This is a genomic window from Candidatus Sulfotelmatobacter sp., from assembly GCA_035504415.1.
GTDB lineage: Bacteria > Vulcanimicrobiota > Vulcanimicrobiia > Vulcanimicrobiales > Vulcanimicrobiaceae > Vulcanimicrobium.
The window spans coordinates 62,088-76,870 of sequence record DATJRY010000014.1 but is presented as its reverse complement, the minus strand read 5'-3'; the positions used below and the strand labels follow the sequence as shown (position 1 = coordinate 76,870).

The window sequence follows — 14,783 nt, the reverse complement described above, 5'->3', positions numbered from 1 at the left end:
CCGCACCCCCCACGCAAACGCGTGGGGCCCCCGGGCGCGCGGCCCCGGCGAGCGAGCCGGAGAAGCGCGATTCCCCGAGGGGGGCCGCATTGGGCATGTTCTCTTTGGTGACGTGGTTGTGGACGTGACAAGTCATGCTGCCACTTCCTGGGGTGGCCGATAACGCTCCACGTCGGGATGCTCGGCGGTTTCTCGCAACGTCAGGATCTTCGGACCATCGTCCGTGACCGCGATCGTATGCTCGAAGTGCGCCGCTAGTTTACCATCCTGGGTTACGACCGTCCAGCCATCCTCCAGGGTTTCGACCTCCCAGGTCCCCTGGGTGATCATCGGCTCGACCGCCAGCACCAGGCCCGCTCGCAGTTGGGCGCCGGCCCCCGGCTTGCCGTAGTTGGGGACCTGCGGGTCCTCGTGCATCTTCCGGCCGACCCCGTGGCCGACCAGGGCCCGCACGACGCCGTAGCCGTTGGACTCGGCGTGCTGCTGGACCGCGTGGCCGATGTCGCCGACGTGGTTGCCGACCTGCATCTGGGCGATCCCCAGCATCAGGCACTCTTGGGTCACCCGCATCAACCGCGCCGCGGCTTCGCTCGGGGTCCCGATGGCCACCGTGACCGCCGAGTCGGAGACGTAGCCCTCGAGCGTGGTCCCGATGTCGATCGAGAGCAGGTCGCCCTCGCACAGCACGCGATCGCCCGGCATCCCGTGGACGACCTCGTCGTTGACGGAGGCGCAGATCGCCGACGGATAGCCGTTGTAGCCGATGAAGGTGGGCACCCCGCCCATCGAGCGGATCGACTCGTCGGCGATGCGGTCCAGCTCGCGGGTCGTGACCCCGGGCTTGGCGGCGGCCATGAGCGTCGTCAGCGTCTTGGCGGTGATCTTGCCGCTGCGGCGCATGATCTCGATCTCGCGCGGCGACTTGATGGTGATCATGGCGCCCCCGCCGGCTGACCGTTCTCGATCAAGTCGATCAGCTGGGCGGTGACGTCGGCGATCGGTGCCAGCGCGTCGACGCGCACCAGCCGCGCGTCGGCGGGGTCGTCGTAGTAGGCGATCAGCGGCGCGGTCTGCTCTTCGTACACCGCGAGGCGCTTACGGATCGTCGCTTCCGTGTCGTCGGGCCGCTGGATGAGCGGCTCGCCGGTGACGTCGTCGCAGAACGGAACCCGCGGCGGGTTGTGCACGGCGTGATACGTGCGGCCCGACGGGGCGTGCGTCCAGCGCCCGGTCAAACGCTCGAGCAAGACGCTCATGTCGACGTCGAACAGGACCGCGATCGCGCTGCGGTGCAGCCGGTCGAGGAGCGCGTCGAGCGCTTCCGCCTGCGGCACCGTGCGCGGGAAACCGTCGAGGATCACGTCGGCCGGGTTGGCCAGCTCGTGCTCCATCATGCGGATGATCAGATCGTCGGGTACCAGGTCGCCGCGATCCATGAACCCCTTGGCCTCGACGCCGAGCGGCGTCCCTTCGGCCACGTTGCGCCGCAGGATGTCGCCCGTGGAGATCTGGCGGTAGCCATAGCGCTCCTCGAGCACCTTCGCCTGCGTGCCCTTACCGGCACCGGGAGGCCCGAGAAAGATCAGGTTCATTTTAACGGAGCTCCGCCCCAGGCTCCGCGCCCCCCATGCAGAGCATGGGCCCCCCGATCCGACCTCGCAACGCGATGACGGATGAGCCGCGGTCCTGCAGCGCTCGGTCCATGACCATTACCTATTTATGAACCCGCGGTAGTCGCGCATGGCCAAGCGGGCTTCGATTTGGGTGATGGAGTCCAGGGCGACGCCGACGACGATCAGCAGCGAGGTCGAGCCGATGTAGAGCGAGGTCACGCCGGCGTTGCGCTGGATCGAGGGCAGCACGGCCAGCAGGCCCAAGTAGATCGCCGAGGCAGTCGTGATGCGGGCCAGGATCTTGTTGATGTAGTCGACCGTCGGCTGGCCCGGGCGGATGCCGGGGATGAACGAGCCGGACTTCTTGAGGTTGTCGGCGATGTCGCGCGTGTTGACGACGATCGCCGAGTAGAAGAACGTGAAGATGACGACCAGCAAGAAGTAGACCAGGTTGTACAGGATCGAGCTGGGCCCGAAGTACGTCTGGATGAAGAACGACACGTTCGCCGCCCAGCTGTGGCTGTTGGCCGCGTTGGCGCCGCCGAACCACGAGAGCGCCTGCTGCGGCAGCAGCAAGATCGAGATCGCGAAGATGATCGAGATGACGCCGGCGTTGTTCAGGCGCAGCGGGATGTAGCTCGAGCGCCCGGCGTAGAGCTTGCGGCCGACGACGCGGCGGGCTTGCTGGACGGGGATGCGGCGCTGTCCCTGGTACATGAACACGATCGAGACGATCGTGATCAGCGCGATGGCGACCCACAGCGCCAGCCCCAGCCAGTTCACGTTGCCCTTGTTGGCCAGCGAGAACGTCTGGGACACCTGGACCGGGAAGCGCAGCACGATGCCGACGAAGATGATCAGCGAGACGCCGTTGCCGATGCCCTTGTCGGTGATCTGCTCGCCGAGCCACATCAGGAACAGCGTGCCCGAGACGAACGCGACCACGGCGTAGATGATGAACAGCACGGAGCTGTCGTAGAAGACGCCGCTGCGGTTCATGGCGATCGCCATCGAGGTCGCCTGGATCGTCGCCAGCACGATCGTCAGCCAGCGCGTGTAGCGCCCGATCGTCTTGCGGCCTTCCTCGCCGCCCTTCTTCGCCATCTCCTCGAGCTGCGGGATGACCACCGTCATCAGCTGCATGATGATCGACGCGTTGATGTACGGCGTGATCCCCATGGCGATGATCGAGAGCTTCTGCAGCGCGCCACCGGACAGGAACCCGAGGAACTGGTAGAAGGCGCCGCTCTGGATGAGCTGCGACCACTTCTGCTGGTTCACGTTCGGGAGCTGAACGTGGATCATGAAGACGAAGAGGGCGAACGCGAAGAACACGAACCCGATCCGCTTGCGGATGTCGGGCACGGTCAACGCGTTGCGAAGGGTGTTGAGCATTACTCTCCGAGGTCGGCGCCGACGGCGGTCAGCGCTTCACGCGCGGACGCGGAGAACACGACGTCGCGGAAGCGCAGCCCGGTCGGGAGGGCGCCGGCGTTCGCGGTCTTGGTGCTGCCGCCCAGGATCTTGACGCCGTCGCGCAGGTCCTTGAGCTTCCCGGCCGCCTTGAGCGACTGCGGGCTGACTTCGACGCTCGAGTCCCAGCCGGCCAGCGCGCCGACGTTGACCACGGCGAACGTCTGGCGGAAGTGGCCCAGGTCTCGCGACTTCTGCGAGTAGCCGCGCTTCTGCGGCAAGCGCCGCGCCCACGGCGTCTGACCGCCCTCGAACGCCGGCCCCTTGCCGCCGCCCGAACGGACCGTCTGGCCCTTACCGCCTTCGCCGCCGGTCTTGACCATGCCGGAACCGTGCCCGCGGCCGACGCGCGTGCGCTTCGGGCGGGAGTGCGGGTTCGGCTTGAGGGTGGCGAGCGAGAGCGTCGCCGCCTTCGATTGCTGTTGCTTGGCTTTGGCCATGATGCTTACGCGAAGATCTCTTGGACCGTCTTGCCGCGCAGCTGCGCGACCTTCTCGGCCGTCTTGAGCGACTTGAGTGCCTCGAACGTCGCGAGCACGACGTTGATCGGGTTGTTGGTCCCGAGCGACTTGGTCACGATGTCGTGAATCCCGGCCAGCTCGAGGACCGCACGCATGGCTCCGCCGGCGATGACGCCGGTGCCGGCCGCGGCGGGCTTGAGCAGCACGTGACCCGAGCCGACGTGCACGTTGACCTGATGGGGGATCGTCTTCTCGACCATCGGCACCGTGATGAGCGACTTGCGCGCTTGCTCGACGCCCTTGCGGATCGCCTCCGGGACTTCGCCGGCCTTGCCGATGGCGAAGCCGACGCGGCCCTTCTTGTCGCCCACGACGACCAGCGCCGAGAACGAGAACCGCTTACCGCCCTTGACGACCTTCGCCACGCGGTTGATGCGGACGACGGACTCCTCGAAGCCCTGGTTGTCGCGATCGCGACCGCCTCGATTGTACATTTAACGGCGCTCCGTCCCGGACTGCGCGCCCCCCACTGCGTGGGGCCCCCAGACCGAGCTCGCAATAGACATGTTGGTTGAGGCGCGATGGTTCTGCGCTCGCTCTATGACCGTCACCTTAGAACTCCAGTCCCGCTTCGCGCGCCGCCTGGGCGAGCGCCGCGACGCGGCCGTGATACTTGAGCCCCGAGGTGTCGAACACGACCGCATCGACGCCGGCGGCCTTCGCACGCTGGGCGATCGTCGCGCCGACCTTCTGGGCGGCTTCGATGTTGGTCCGCGAGCCGAGACCCTCGGCCACCACGCCTTCGCGCGTCGACGCCGAGGCCAGCGTGTGGCCTTTGGCGTCGTCGATCACGAACGCATAGGTGTGGTGCAGGCTGCGGAAGATCTGCAGGCGCGGACGTTCGGTCGTCCCGCTGACCTTCTTGCGCAGCCGGTCGTGGCGCTTGATGCGCTGCGCCGTGCGCGAGGTACCGGCCATTACTTCTTCCCTGCCTTGCCCGCTTTGCCGAGCTTCTTGCGGACGACCTCGCCGTCGTAGCGCACGCCCTTGCCCTTGTAGGGCTCCGGCGGACGCAGCCCGCGGATCTCCGCGGCGACTTGGCCGACGCGTTGCTTGTCGATCCCGTCGACGTGCACTTTGTTGGTGCCCTCGACGGTGAACGTGATGCCTTCCGGTGCCGCGTACGTCACCGGGTGCGAATAGCCGAGCGAGAAGTTGAGGTCGTTGCCGGCCTTGTTGACGCGGTAGCCGACGCCCTGGAGCTCGAGCGACTTGCGGAAACCCTTGGTGACACCCTGGATCATGTTGGCGACCAGCGTGCGGGTGAGACCGTGCGCCGAGCGCCCCGACTTCTCGTCGTTGTTGCGCGTGACGACGACCTTGCCGTCTTCGAGGGCGACCGTGACGACCGGCAGGACGTGCTGCGCGAGCGAGCCCTTGGGGCCCTTGACGCTGACCGTCGAGTCGTCGATCTTCACGTCGACGCCGCTGGGGACGAGGACCGGAAGCTTACCGATGCGTGACATGGTGGTGATTACCAGACGTAAGCCAGGACTTCACCGCCGAAGCCTTCGCGCTTGGCGCGCTTGCCCGACATGATGCCCTTGGACGTGGACATGATGACCAGACCCAGGCCGCCCAGGACCCGCGGAATCTCGGTCTTCGAGGTGTAGACGCGCAGCCCGGGCCGGCTGATGCGGCGCAGGCCGGTGATGACCTTCTCTTTTTCCGGGCCGTACTTGAGGGTGATCCGGAGCGTCCCTTGCGGGCCTTCCTTGATCTCCTCGAGGCCGGAGATGAAGCCTTCGTCGAGCAGGATCTGCGCGACGGCCTTCTTCATCTTCGAGGCCGGAATGTCGACGGTCTGATGGTTGGCGGTGTTCGCGTTGCGGATGCGCGTGAGCAAATCCGCGACCGGATCGGTAACGACGCCCATCTTACCAGCTCGCCTTCGTGATGCCCGGGATGAAGCCGCGATGGGCGTTCTCGCGCAGGCAGATGCGGCACATGCCGAACTTGCGATAGTACGCGCGCGGCCGGCCGCAGACTTTGCAGCGGTTGTGCGCGCGCACGCTGAACTTCGGCGTCCGCTTCGATTTTTCGATCAACGAGGTCTTGGCCATTATCGCGTCGCTCCGGCGGCCTGCTGCTTCTGCAGCGGCAGCCCCATCTGGGTGAGGAACTCGGTCGCTTCTTCGTCGTTCTTGGCCGTCGTCACGATGACGATGTCCATCCCGCGCGCCTTGTCGACCTTGTCGAACTCGATCTCCGGGAACACCAGCTGCTCGCGCAGACCGAGATTGTAGTTGCCGCGCCCGTCGAACGACTTGCGGTTCAGACCGCGGAAGTCGCGGATGCGCGGCAGCACGATGTTGAAGAGCTTGTCGAGGAAGTCGTACATCCGCTCGCCGCGCAAGGTGACCTTGGCGCCGATGTTCATGCCTTCACGCAGCTTGAACGCCGCGATCGACTTGCGCGCTTTGGTGATCACCGGCTTCTGGCCGCTGATCTGCGTGAGCTCGCGAACGGCCGCATCCAGGGCCTTCGAGTTCTGGATGGCGTCGCCAACGGACATGTTGATGACGACCTTCTCCAGCTTGGGGACCTGCATGGGGTTGCGGTACTTGAAGCGGTCCTGCAGCTGGGCGCGGACCTGGCTCTGGTACTTCTCTTTGAGACGATTCGCCATGACTACGACTTCCCGGGGACGAGCAGCTGCTCGCCCGACTTGATCCCGACCCGGACCGACGTGCCGTCGGCCTGGCGGGTACGGCGCACGCGCGTCGGCTTGTCGGTCTTCGGATCGACGACCATCAGTGCCGAGAGCGGGATGCGCGCTTCCTTTTCGATGATGCCGCCGCTCTGCGGACCACCGGCTTGCCCCGGTTTGGTGTGCCGCTTGACGACGTTGAGGCCTTCGACGGTGGCGGCGCCGAGCTGCGGGAAGACCGCCTTGACGATCCCGCGCTTGCCCTTCTCCTTACCGCGCCGCAGCATGACCGTGTCGCCCTTGACGATCTTGGGCTTGCGGACGGCTTGACGGTTCACCGGCGTGCCCATCTCAGAGCACCTCCGGCGCCAGCGAGGCGATCTTCAAGAAGCCGCGGTCGCGCAGCTCGCGGCAGACGGGACCGAACACGCGCGTGCCGCGCGGGTCGAGGTTGTCCTTCTCGCCCTTGATGATCACGCAGGCGTTCTCGTCGAACTTGATGACCGAGCCGTCGGGACGGCGCATCGGGGCCGAGGCCCGAACGACGACCGCCTTGACGACTTGGCCCTTCTTGACCGCGGCGCCCGGGATCGCGCTCTTGACCGTGCCGACGATGATGTCGCCCACGTGCGCGTAGGGATGACGCGAACCGCCGCTGATGTGGATGCACAGCAGCTCGCGCGCGCCGGAGTTGTCGGCCACTTTGAGCCGCGTCTCTTGCTGGATCATGACTACTTCGCTCGCTCGAGGATCTCGACCAGACGCCAGCGCTTGTCGCGCGACATCGGGCGGCACTCCTGGATGCGCACCAGGTCGCCGGTCTTGGCGTCGTTGAGCTCGTCGTGCGCCTTGAAGCGCGTCGACCGCTGGACGACCTTCTTGTAGACCGGGTGCGGGACGCGCGTCTCGGTCACGACCACGATGGTCTTGTCCATCTTGTCGCTCTTGACGCGGCCCTGCTTGACGCGGCGGCGGTTGATGCGGCTCTCGGCCGCCTTCTGATCAGGCTGCTCCATGACGTGCCTCGGTGAGCCGCTTCTCGGAGATCGCGGTTTGAATCTGGGCGTAGGTACGGCGGACTTGCTTCACGCGCGAGAAGTCGGACAGGTGTCCGGTCCGCAGCGAGAACCGCAGGTTGAAGAGCTCTTCCTTGGTCTCGCGGGCGCGCTTCTCGAGCTCCGCCAGGGTCAGTTCGCGCAAGGCGCGCAGATCGGTGCGCTTCATGCGGTGGCGACCTCCGCATCCTGCTCGGCACGGGTGACGATCTTGGTCGCGATCGGCAGCTTCTGCGCCGCCAGGCGCAGCGCTTCGCGCGCCACCTTCTCGTCGACGCCGGCCAGCTCGAACAGCACGCGGCCCGGACGGACCACGGCCACCCAGAACTCCGGGTTGCCCTTACCGGAGCCCATGCGGACTTCGGCCGGCTTCTTCGTGACCGACTTGTCGGGGAACACCTTGATCCACACCTTGCCGCCACGCTTGATGTGACGGGTCATGGCGATACGCGCCGCTTCGATCTGCCGGTTGGTCATCCACACCGGCTCGAGCGCCTGCAGGCCGAACTCGCCGAACGTCAGCGTGTTGCCGACCAGTGCCTTGCCGCGCATGCGGCCGCGGTGCTGACGGCGCCACTTCACTCGCTTCGGAGTAAGCATCTCTTATGCTCCCTCGTTCTCGGACGGCGCGCCGGGGCGCTCGGCCGAGTCGTTCGTCGCCTGCGTCTGCGGCGGAACGACGGACGTCTCATTGGTTACGCCGTGCCCGTGCTCGGCATTGGGACCGTGAACGGCGCGGCCGCCGTGCGGCGCGTCGTGACGGTCGCCGGCGATCGACGGCGCGCCGTCGGTGATCGACTCGAGCGACTGCGCGTCGGCGGTCGCGGCGTGCATCGCCTCGGTCTGGTCCAGACCGCCGGCGGTGCGCTCCTGACCCGCATGGCGCGGACCGGCGGGACGCGGCGCGCCCTCGCCCGCACGGCCACGGCCGCCGCGCGTGCCGCGACGGTTGTCGCGGAAGCGCGCTTGGTCGCCACCGCGGGCGCCCGCCCCCTCGCGCTCGCCGCGCGGCTGGTCGGGCAGCACTTCGCCCTTGTAGATCCACACCTTGACGCCGATGCGGCCGAAGGTCGTGAACGCTTCGACGTGCGCGTAGTCGATGTCGGCGCGCAGCGTGTGCAGCGGCACCTTGCCGTCGTGGTTGCGCTCGGTGCGCGCGATCTCGGCGCCGCCCAGGCGACCCGAAACCTGCACCTTGACGCCGCGCGCGCCGGCCTTCATGGTGCGCATGATCGCCTGCTTCATGGCGCGGCGGAACGCGATGCGCTTCTCGAGCTGGTCGACGATGTTCTGGCCGACCAGACGAGCGTCGAGCTCGGGCACCTTGATCTCGACGACGTTGACCTGGACTTGCTTGCCGGTCAGCTTCTCGAGGTTGCGGCGGATCTCGTCGATCCCGACGCCGCGCTTGCCGATGATGATACCCGGCTTGCCGGTATTGACGATGATGCGCGCCTGGTTGGCACGGCGCTCGATCTCGACGCGCGAGATCGCGGCCGCACGCGTCATGCGACCGAAATACTTCCGGATCGCGACGTCCTCGTGCAGCCAGTTCGCGTACTGCTTTTTCTCGAACCAGCGGCTGTCCCAGGTGCGGGTGATGCCGATGCGCAGCCCGACCGGATGAATCTTCTGTCCCATGTTTACTCTGCCGCCTCCGTCGCGGGCTCGGGCGCTGGGGTGGGCGCCGGGGCCGTAGCCGGGGCGGTCTGCTTCTTGCTGCGGCGCGTCGTCGCCGACGGGCGCGACGAAGCCACGCGGGCCTGACGCTGCTCGCGCGTGGTGAGCGCGATCGCGGCGCCGGAACGCTGCTTGGGCTGATGCTTGGGCGGCGTCGGGCCGACGGCGACCGTCACGTGCGAGAGCCGCTTGCGCTTGAACGCCGCGCGGCCTTGCGCGCGGGGATCGAGGCGCTTGGTGAACCCGCCGCCGGGTCCGCCGTCGACGGTGATGCGCGTGATGAAGAGCCCGTCCGAGCTCATGTCGTGGTTGTTCTCCGCGTTCGCGACCGCGCTCTTGATGAGCTTGGCGATCGGATCGGCGGCGAACACGCCGGCGAACTGAAGCAGCACGAGGGCTTCACGCACGCTCTTGCCGCGGATCGCGTCGGCGACGCGGCGGAGCTTGCGCGGACCCATGCGCGCGAACTTCAGGTGCGCGACGGCTTCGGTGCGCTGCGCGGTGGCGGTGGCCATCTTACTTCACCGCCGCCTTGTCGCCGCCGTGACCCTTGTAGATCCGGGTCGGCGAGAACTCGCCCAGCTTGTGCCCGACCATGTTCTCGGTGATGAACACCGGGATGTGGGCCTTGCCGTTGTGCACGGAGATCGTGTGACCGACCATCGCCGGGATGATCGTCGAGGCGCGCGACCACGTCTTGATGACGCGCTTCTCGCGGGTCGAGTTGAGCTTCTCGACCTTCGCGATCAGATGATCCGCGACGAACGGACCTTTCTTGAGGGAACGTCCCATGACTACTTGCCCTTCCGGCGGCGAACGATCATCTTCGTGGTCCGCTTGGTGCGGCGCGTCTTCTTGCCCATCGTCATCTGACCCCACGGCGTGGTCGGCGGACGGCCCGAGGTCGAGCGCGCCTCACCACCGCCGTGCGGATGGTCGACGGGATTCATCGCGATACCGCGCACCGACGGGCGCTTCCCGAGGTGGCGCTGGCGGCCGGCCTTGCCGATCACTTCGTTCTCGTGGTCGAGGTTGCCGAGCTGACCGATGGTGGCGCGGCAGACGACCTGGATGCGGCGCACTTCGCCGGAGGGCATGCGCACCTGGGCGTAGGCGTCTTCCTTGGCCATCAGCTGCGCGGCGACGCCGGCCGAACGGACCAGCTTGCCGCCCTGGCCGGGCTGCAGCTCGATGTTGTGGATGACCGTGCCGAGCGGGATGTTCGCCAGCGGCAGCGCGTTGCCGATCTTGATGTCCGCGGCCGGACCGGATTCGATCACGTCCCCGACCTTCAGGCCGACAGGCGCCAGAATATAGCGCTTCTCGCCGTCCCGGTAGTGGAGCAGCGCGATGCGCGCGGTGCGGTTGGGATCGTACTCGATCGCAGCGACCTTGGCCGGAATCGCGTCCTTGGTGCGCTTGAAGTCGATGATGCGGTACTGCTTGCGGTAGCCGCCGCCTTTGTGCCGCGTCGTGATGTGGCCGTTGTTGTTGCGGCCCGAGTGCTTCTTGCGAACCTCGAGCAGCGACTTCTCCGGCGCCTTCTTCGAGACTTCGGAGAAGTCGGCGGTGGTGATGAAGCGGCGCGCGGCCGAGGTGGGCTTGTACTTCTTGACGGCCATCTTACTGCTCGAAGTAGTTCACGCCGCCCAGCTGGATCTTCTCGCCGGGAGCGATGGTGACGATTGCTTTCTTCCAGTCGCTCTGCGTGCCGGACGAACGGCGGCCGCGACGGGCGAAGTTCTTCTTCTTACCGCCGACGTTGACGGTGTTGACCTTGAGCACCGTGACGCCGAAGATCTCGGCCACGGCGTGCTTGATCTGCGTCTTCGTGGCATGCGGGTTCACCTCGAAGGCATACTGCTGGACCACCGTCCCAGCCATCGACTTCTCGGTGATCAGCGGAGCGACAATCACGTCACGCGCTTCCATCTACTTGGACTCCTTGCCGTGGGCCGTGACGAGCTCGTCGTGGGCCGCGCTGGTGAGGACGAGGCGCGCGAAGCCGACGACGTCCTTGACGTCGAGGGCACCGGTGTGCGTCACGGTGACGCGCTCGAGGTTACGCAGCCCGCGGTCCAGCGACGCGCCGACCGACGCCAGCTCGCTGCCCGCGTAGACCACCAGGGTGCGATCGCCGGTCTTGGCGGCCTTGGCCGAACCGAACAGCAGCGTCGCGAACGCCTTGGTCTTCGCTTCGCCCAGCCCCGAGGGATCGAGGACGGTGACGCCGCCCGACTGGAACTTGTCCGAGAGCGCGGCGACGAGCGCACCCTTGCGCTCCTTCTTGTTCAGACGGCTGACGTACGAGCGCGGCTGCGGGCCGAACACGACGCCGCCGTGCGCCCACTGCGGCGAACGGGTCGAACCCTGACGGGCGCGGCCGGTTCCCTTCTGCTTCCACGGCTTGCGGCCGCCGCCGGAAACCTCGTCGCGCTTCTTCGTCTTCGCCGTTCCCGCGCGCGGATTCGCCAGCTCGCGGAACACGGCGCGGAAGACCGCGTTCTGCTTGCCGTCGACCGTGCCCGCGAACGCGGCCGGGACGTCTTGCTCGCGGACGACTTTGCCCTTCGCGTCGATGACCTGCGGCATCAGGCGCTCACCTTCGTCTTGACGGACTGCTGCACGATGACCAAACCGTTCTTCGGACCCGGGACGGGGCCGCGAACGAGCAGCAGATTGCGCTCGGCGTCCGCGCGCACGACTTCCAGATTCTGGTGCGTGACGCGGTCCACGCCGTAGTGACCCGGGCGACGGCTGCCGCGGTGCGTGTGCCCCGCGTTGGTGTCGCCGTTGGAGGCCGGCTGACGGTGGATCATCGAGCCGTGGCTCGCGCCGCCGCCGCTGAAGTTCCAGCGCTTGATGCCGCCGGCGAAGCCGTGGCCCTTCGAGATGCCGACGACGTCGACGCGGTCGCCTTGCGCGAACCCGTCGACGGTTATCGTCGCGCCCAGCTCGACGCCGTCGATGCCGGTGCGGAACTCGCGGATGTGACGCTTGGGCGTCAGGTTGGCGCGCTTGTAGTGACCCTGCAGCGCCTTGCTCAGGCGCGAGGGCTTCACGTCGCCGTACGCGAGTGCGACGGCTTCGTAGCCGTCGCTGTCCTTCGTCTTCTTCTGTACCACGGTGCACGGGCCAGCCTGGATCACGGTGACCGGAACGCTCCGGCCATCCTCCGTGAACACGCTGGTCATCCCGACCTTGCGGCCGATGATGTTCTTCACGTTGATCGATCCCTCTCAGGATATCCACGGGCCCAGGCGTTTCGACTATCGCCTTCCGTCGCGCACGCCAAAACGGCGTCCGCGACGCGGACCACAACCGCCATAGTCTACCCGAGCGCGTCCAGCACGTCAAGGCCGCCCCTGCCGGAGCGGCCGCGCGTCCACGGGGGCCGGCGTTTTCGGTCAGTGGGGGAGTAGGGTCACCAGCAGCACGAGGTTGAGGCCGAGGATGAGCAGGCCGCCCAGGGTCGCCGCCAGCGTCGTCGTGCGGCTGTTGGCCAGGCTCCCCATCACTGCCGGACTGGCGGTGAAGGCGATCAGCGCCGCGATCGGGATCGGTACGGTCAGGCTCAGGACGACCTGGCTGAGGACCAGGACCTGCGTCGGATCGATCCCGGCCGCGACGACCGCCAGGGCCGGCGCCATGGTGACCACCCGCCGCACCCAGAGGGGGACCGTAAAACCGACGAACCCCTGCATGACCACCTGGCCCGCCAGCGTCCCGACCGCCGAGCTGGAGATGCCCGAGGCCAGCAGGGCGGTCAGGAAGACCGCGGCGGCGGCGCTGCCCAGCAACGGTACCAGCGTGCGATAGGCGCTTGGGATGGTGGCGACGTCCGCCCGTCCGTGGGCGTGGAACACCGCCGCGGCCATCACTACCATGGCCAGGTTGATCGCCCCGGCGAGCGTCAAGGCGGCCACCACCTCGCGGTTCGAGAACCGCACGATGCGGCGGGCCTCGCGCTCGTGCGCCGGCCGCACGCGGTCCTGGGTCAGCGCGGAGTGGAGATAGATGGCGTGCGGCATGACGGTCGCCCCGACGATACCGACCGCGACGAGCACGCTGTCGCTGCCGTGCAGCCACGGGACGACCGAACCGGCCGCGATCGCGGGCCACGACGGGCGCGCGACCAGCGTCTCGAGGACGTAGGCGAGGCCGATGACCGCCACCAGCGCGGCGATCGCGGCCTCGAGCGGCCGGAAGCCACCGCTCTGCAGCTGGAGGAGCGCCAGCGTGACCAGCGCCGTCAGGCCGGCCGCCGCTCCCATCGGGATCCCGAACAGCAAGTGGAAGGCGAGCGCCGCGCCGAGGAACTCCGCCAGGTCGGTCGCCATCGCCGCGACCTCACTGGTGAGCCACATGCCGCAGGTCACCGGCCCCGGGAGCCGTTCGCGGCACAGCTCGGCCAGGTTGCGGGCGGTGACAACGCCGAGTTTCGCGGAGAGCGCCTGGAACACCATCGCGAGCACGTTCGCGACGATCACGACCCATAGCAGCCGATAGCCGAAGGCGGAACCGGCGGCGATGTTGGTCGCGAAGTTGCCCGGGTCGACGTACGCGACCGATGCGATGAAGGCGGGACCGACGAACGGGAGCGCCGCCGCGACGCCGCGCCGGCCGCCTGCCAAGACGTCGCGCGCCGCCGCGAGCGTTCGGCCGCTGGACCCGTTCACGTACTCTGCGATGACGCCCACGCGCCACTTCTTTCCGCGCGCCGTGCGGGCTGAATCCCGGCTCGCGTTCGCTTGTGCGCTCGGCAATCGATTGTGTTTTACGACTGCATCCCGGGACACAACAGCCACCGGAAACAACATGCGGCGCTGTGGACACGCGCGCCGAGCGTCAGAAAGGTGCCATGTTACTCCACAACAAGAAACTACAGTACACGGTCCGCGTCGATGGACCGAATCCCGCGTTCGCGAAGCTGTGCCTCGAGCAGTTCGGCGGGCCGCAAGGAGAACTTGCGGCGGCCATGCGCTACTTCACGCAAGGTTGGGCGGAGAGCGACGTGCCGCGCCGCGACATGCTGCTCGACATCGCCACCGAAGAGCTCTCCCATCTCGAAATGATCGGTCAGATCATCGTCGGCCTCCTCAAGGGCACCAAGACGGCGCTGATCGACGAGGTCGAAGGCGGCTACCTCGGTGATTTCCTGGACGGCAAGCAAGAACAGTATCAGCAGATCGCCTGGATGGGCTCGCAAGCCGTCCTCGGCGGCTCGGGGCCACGGCTGACCGACTCGTGCGGCGTCCCGTGGACGGCCGCGTACATCGACACGATCGGGCATCCGCTGGCCGATCTGCGTTCCGACATCGCCGCGGAAGCGCGCGCGAAGATCACCTACGAACGGTTGATCAAGCTCTGTCCGGACGAGGGAACGCGCGACGCGCTCACGTTCCTCATGACCCGCGAGGTCGCGCATCAGAAGATGTTCGAGACGGCACTGGCCGCGATCGAGCCGAACTTCCCGCCGGGCAACATCGAGCCGGACGAACGCTGGGCGCATGCCTACGTCAACACGTCGACCGACGGCAAGGCCGATCAGGGCTTCACCCTGGCGACTTCGCAGGGACTCTGGGAGTTCGAGCAGCTCGACGGCAAGCCGGAAGGCAACGATCCCGACCTACCGGATGCGAAGCCCTCGGTGGTCAGCTCGCTCGAGCCCTACGAAGAGGACGAGGCACTCGCGAAGACGAGCCGCGTCACCAAGGGCGAGATCAGCGGCCACTCCTCGCGCACGAAGTCGACCAGCAAGAAATAGGCACCGCGGCGGCCGCGGAGCGTC

At 67.3% G+C, this 14,783-nt stretch carries 24 protein-coding genes; 1 reads left to right on the top strand and 23 read right to left on the bottom strand.

Annotated features, from left to right (window positions below; translation table 11 throughout):
- Window positions 1-132: 132 nt before the first annotated feature.
- The 23 genes from map to VMD91_12555 form a co-directional block, all read right to left on the bottom strand.
- A complete protein-coding gene (gene map / locus VMD91_12665; protein HTW84918.1) occupies window positions 133-936 on the bottom strand; it encodes a type I methionyl aminopeptidase in 804 nt (267 codons plus the stop codon).
- Window positions 933-1,592, bottom strand: a complete 660-nt coding sequence (locus VMD91_12660; GenBank protein ID HTW84917.1) for an adenylate kinase — start codon at window positions 1,590-1,592, stop codon at window positions 933-935. The genes map and VMD91_12660 overlap by 4 nt, the downstream gene beginning before the upstream one ends.
- Before the next feature lie 117 nt (window positions 1,593-1,709).
- Window positions 1,710-3,008 (bottom strand): preprotein translocase subunit SecY, encoded by a 1,299-nt coding sequence (gene secY, locus VMD91_12655; protein ID HTW84916.1) that lies wholly within the window; start codon window positions 3,006-3,008, stop codon window positions 1,710-1,712.
- A complete protein-coding gene (gene rplO / locus VMD91_12650; GenBank protein ID HTW84915.1) occupies window positions 3,008-3,526 on the bottom strand; it encodes a 50S ribosomal protein L15 in 519 nt (172 codons plus the stop codon). Before rplO ends, secY begins: the two co-directional genes overlap by 1 nt.
- A gap of 5 nt (window positions 3,527-3,531) precedes the next feature.
- On the bottom strand, window positions 3,532-4,041 hold the full coding sequence (gene rpsE, locus VMD91_12645) for a 30S ribosomal protein S5 (GenBank protein ID HTW84914.1): 510 nt from the start codon (window positions 4,039-4,041) through the stop codon (window positions 3,532-3,534).
- A 118-nt stretch (window positions 4,042-4,159) separates the two neighbouring features.
- Window positions 4,160-4,525, bottom strand: coding sequence for a 50S ribosomal protein L18 (gene rplR, locus VMD91_12640; protein ID HTW84913.1), 366 nt, complete (start codon window positions 4,523-4,525; stop codon window positions 4,160-4,162).
- Window positions 4,525-5,073: a 50S ribosomal protein L6 gene (rplF, locus tag VMD91_12635; protein HTW84912.1), complete on the bottom strand. Its 549-nt coding sequence runs from the start codon at window positions 5,071-5,073 to the stop codon at window positions 4,525-4,527. Before rplF ends, rplR begins: the two co-directional genes overlap by 1 nt.
- Window positions 5,074-5,081: 8 nt before the next feature.
- Entirely contained in the window at window positions 5,082-5,483 is a 402-nt protein-coding gene (gene rpsH, locus VMD91_12630) for a 30S ribosomal protein S8 (protein ID HTW84911.1), read from the bottom strand.
- 1 nt (window position 5,484) lies between these two features.
- Window positions 5,485-5,670, bottom strand: a complete 186-nt coding sequence (locus VMD91_12625) for a type Z 30S ribosomal protein S14 (protein HTW84910.1) — start codon at window positions 5,668-5,670, stop codon at window positions 5,485-5,487.
- Window positions 5,670-6,236 carry a 50S ribosomal protein L5 gene (gene rplE / locus VMD91_12620; GenBank protein ID HTW84909.1) on the bottom strand — a complete coding sequence of 189 codons (567 nt, stop codon included), beginning with the start codon at window positions 6,234-6,236 and terminating at the stop codon, window positions 5,670-5,672. The genes VMD91_12625 and rplE overlap by 1 nt, the downstream gene beginning before the upstream one ends.
- 2 nt (window positions 6,237-6,238) lie before the next feature.
- Entirely contained in the window at window positions 6,239-6,607 is a 369-nt protein-coding gene (gene rplX, locus VMD91_12615; GenBank protein ID HTW84908.1) for a 50S ribosomal protein L24, read from the bottom strand.
- A gap of 1 nt (window position 6,608) precedes the next feature.
- A complete protein-coding gene (gene rplN / locus VMD91_12610) occupies window positions 6,609-6,986 on the bottom strand; it encodes a 50S ribosomal protein L14 (GenBank protein HTW84907.1) in 378 nt (125 codons plus the stop codon).
- 2 nt (window positions 6,987-6,988) lie between these two features.
- The gene (gene rpsQ, locus VMD91_12605; GenBank protein HTW84906.1) at window positions 6,989-7,273 is read right to left on the bottom strand and encodes a 30S ribosomal protein S17; all 285 of its coding nucleotides are present in this window, start codon (window positions 7,271-7,273) and stop codon (window positions 6,989-6,991) included.
- Entirely contained in the window at window positions 7,260-7,481 is a 222-nt protein-coding gene (gene rpmC, locus VMD91_12600) for a 50S ribosomal protein L29 (protein HTW84905.1), read from the bottom strand. The genes rpsQ and rpmC overlap by 14 nt, the downstream gene beginning before the upstream one ends.
- Window positions 7,478-7,912, bottom strand: a complete 435-nt coding sequence (rplP, locus tag VMD91_12595) for a 50S ribosomal protein L16 (GenBank protein HTW84904.1) — start codon at window positions 7,910-7,912, stop codon at window positions 7,478-7,480. The genes rpmC and rplP overlap by 4 nt, the downstream gene beginning before the upstream one ends.
- 3 nt (window positions 7,913-7,915) lie before the next feature.
- Window positions 7,916-8,953, bottom strand: a complete 1,038-nt coding sequence (rpsC, locus tag VMD91_12590; GenBank protein HTW84903.1) for a 30S ribosomal protein S3 — start codon at window positions 8,951-8,953, stop codon at window positions 7,916-7,918.
- Window positions 8,954-8,955: 2 nt separating this feature from the next.
- Window positions 8,956-9,507: a 50S ribosomal protein L22 gene (gene rplV / locus VMD91_12585; protein ID HTW84902.1), complete on the bottom strand. Its 552-nt coding sequence runs from the start codon at window positions 9,505-9,507 to the stop codon at window positions 8,956-8,958.
- Between the two features lies 1 nt (window position 9,508).
- Window positions 9,509-9,784, bottom strand: coding sequence for a 30S ribosomal protein S19 (gene rpsS / locus VMD91_12580; protein HTW84901.1), 276 nt, complete (start codon window positions 9,782-9,784; stop codon window positions 9,509-9,511).
- 2 nt (window positions 9,785-9,786) lie between these two features.
- Window positions 9,787-10,614 (bottom strand): 50S ribosomal protein L2, encoded by an 828-nt coding sequence (gene rplB, locus VMD91_12575; protein ID HTW84900.1) that lies wholly within the window; start codon window positions 10,612-10,614, stop codon window positions 9,787-9,789.
- A gap of 1 nt (window position 10,615) precedes the next feature.
- Entirely contained in the window at window positions 10,616-10,924 is a 309-nt protein-coding gene (rplW, locus tag VMD91_12570) for a 50S ribosomal protein L23 (protein HTW84899.1), read from the bottom strand.
- A complete protein-coding gene (gene rplD / locus VMD91_12565; GenBank protein ID HTW84898.1) occupies window positions 10,925-11,584 on the bottom strand; it encodes a 50S ribosomal protein L4 in 660 nt (219 codons plus the stop codon). It lies immediately after the preceding gene.
- Window positions 11,584-12,216: a 50S ribosomal protein L3 gene (gene rplC / locus VMD91_12560; protein ID HTW84897.1), complete on the bottom strand. Its 633-nt coding sequence runs from the start codon at window positions 12,214-12,216 to the stop codon at window positions 11,584-11,586. The genes rplD and rplC overlap by 1 nt, the downstream gene beginning before the upstream one ends.
- A gap of 183 nt (window positions 12,217-12,399) precedes the next feature.
- Entirely contained in the window at window positions 12,400-13,692 is a 1,293-nt protein-coding gene (locus VMD91_12555; protein ID HTW84896.1) for an Nramp family divalent metal transporter, read from the bottom strand.
- A gap of 161 nt (window positions 13,693-13,853) precedes the next feature.
- Here VMD91_12555 and VMD91_12550 point away from each other — a divergent pair, with 161 nt between their 5' ends.
- Window positions 13,854-14,759 (top strand): manganese catalase family protein, encoded by a 906-nt coding sequence (locus tag VMD91_12550; GenBank protein HTW84895.1) that lies wholly within the window; start codon window positions 13,854-13,856, stop codon window positions 14,757-14,759.
- Window positions 14,760-14,783: the final 24 nt, after the last annotated feature.

Coding starts and splice junctions, on each gene's coding strand:
- map (HTW84918.1), bottom strand. CDS start 936: ATGATCACCATCAAGTCGCCGCGCGAGATCGAGATCATGCGCCGCAGC.
- VMD91_12660 (HTW84917.1), bottom strand. CDS start 1,592: ATGAACCTGATCTTTCTCGGGCCTCCCGGTGCCGGTAAGGGCACGCAG.
- secY (HTW84916.1), bottom strand. CDS start 3,008: ATGCTCAACACCCTTCGCAACGCGTTGACCGTGCCCGACATCCGCAAG.
- rplO (HTW84915.1), bottom strand. CDS start 3,526: ATGGCCAAAGCCAAGCAACAGCAATCGAAGGCGGCGACGCTCTCGCTC.
- rpsE (HTW84914.1), bottom strand. CDS start 4,041: ATGTACAATCGAGGCGGTCGCGATCGCGACAACCAGGGCTTCGAGGAG.
- rplR (HTW84913.1), bottom strand. CDS start 4,525: ATGGCCGGTACCTCGCGCACGGCGCAGCGCATCAAGCGCCACGACCGG.
- rplF (HTW84912.1), bottom strand. CDS start 5,073: ATGTCACGCATCGGTAAGCTTCCGGTCCTCGTCCCCAGCGGCGTCGAC.
- rpsH (HTW84911.1), bottom strand. CDS start 5,483: ATGGGCGTCGTTACCGATCCGGTCGCGGATTTGCTCACGCGCATCCGC.
- VMD91_12625 (HTW84910.1), bottom strand. CDS start 5,670: ATGGCCAAGACCTCGTTGATCGAAAAATCGAAGCGGACGCCGAAGTTC.
- rplE (HTW84909.1), bottom strand. CDS start 6,236: ATGGCGAATCGTCTCAAAGAGAAGTACCAGAGCCAGGTCCGCGCCCAG.
- rplX (HTW84908.1), bottom strand. CDS start 6,607: ATGGGCACGCCGGTGAACCGTCAAGCCGTCCGCAAGCCCAAGATCGTC.
- rplN (HTW84907.1), bottom strand. CDS start 6,986: ATGATCCAGCAAGAGACGCGGCTCAAAGTGGCCGACAACTCCGGCGCG.
- rpsQ (HTW84906.1), bottom strand. CDS start 7,273: ATGGAGCAGCCTGATCAGAAGGCGGCCGAGAGCCGCATCAACCGCCGC.
- rpmC (HTW84905.1), bottom strand. CDS start 7,481: ATGAAGCGCACCGATCTGCGCGCCTTGCGCGAACTGACCCTGGCGGAG.
- rplP (HTW84904.1), bottom strand. CDS start 7,912: ATGCTTACTCCGAAGCGAGTGAAGTGGCGCCGTCAGCACCGCGGCCGC.
- rpsC (HTW84903.1), bottom strand. CDS start 8,953: ATGGGACAGAAGATTCATCCGGTCGGGCTGCGCATCGGCATCACCCGC.
- rplV (HTW84902.1), bottom strand. CDS start 9,507: ATGGCCACCGCCACCGCGCAGCGCACCGAAGCCGTCGCGCACCTGAAG.
- rpsS (HTW84901.1), bottom strand. CDS start 9,784: ATGGGACGTTCCCTCAAGAAAGGTCCGTTCGTCGCGGATCATCTGATC.
- rplB (HTW84900.1), bottom strand. CDS start 10,614: ATGGCCGTCAAGAAGTACAAGCCCACCTCGGCCGCGCGCCGCTTCATC.
- rplW (HTW84899.1), bottom strand. CDS start 10,924: ATGGAAGCGCGTGACGTGATTGTCGCTCCGCTGATCACCGAGAAGTCG.
- rplD (HTW84898.1), bottom strand. CDS start 11,584: ATGCCGCAGGTCATCGACGCGAAGGGCAAAGTCGTCCGCGAGCAAGAC.
- VMD91_12550 (HTW84895.1), top strand. CDS start 13,854: ATGTTACTCCACAACAAGAAACTACAGTACACGGTCCGCGTCGATGGA.